Below are 288 nucleotides of genomic sequence, written 5' to 3'. Positions count from 1 at the left end.
AAAGGATCAGATCCTGATCCAGCGAGACCCGCCCGAAGTCCATCGCCACGGTCGTCGTGGTCTTGTGCGGAACCAGGCCCACGTCGTCGATGCCGGCGCTGGCGTCGGTCATCACCGCCTCGGTCGTGAGCGGCATGATCTCCGAGACCGCGCCGACGAAGGTCGTCTTGCCCACACCGAAACCGCCCGCCACCACGATCTTCGTCGAGGTCAGGCCCCGCTGAGAGCCATGGCTAGAGCCTGCGAAGTCCACTGAGCACCCTTTCAAGCAAGTTCAGATCCGGCTTA

At 63.5% G+C, this 288-nt stretch carries 1 protein-coding gene; it reads right to left on the bottom strand.

Features of this window, described 5'->3' with window-relative positions; translation table 11 throughout:
• Nucleotides 1–214, bottom strand: a 214-nt coding sequence (locus QSK17_RS35880; RefSeq protein ID WP_285708140.1) for an ATP/GTP-binding protein, incomplete at its 3' end; no start/stop codon positions are given.
• Between the last annotated feature and the right edge of the window lie 74 nt (nt 215–288).

This window comes from Microtetraspora sp. NBRC 16547, assembly GCF_030268965.1.
In the GTDB taxonomy this organism is placed as follows: domain Bacteria; phylum Actinomycetota; class Actinomycetes; order Streptosporangiales; family Streptosporangiaceae; genus Microtetraspora.
This window is presented reverse-complemented; position numbering and strand designations above follow the sequence as displayed.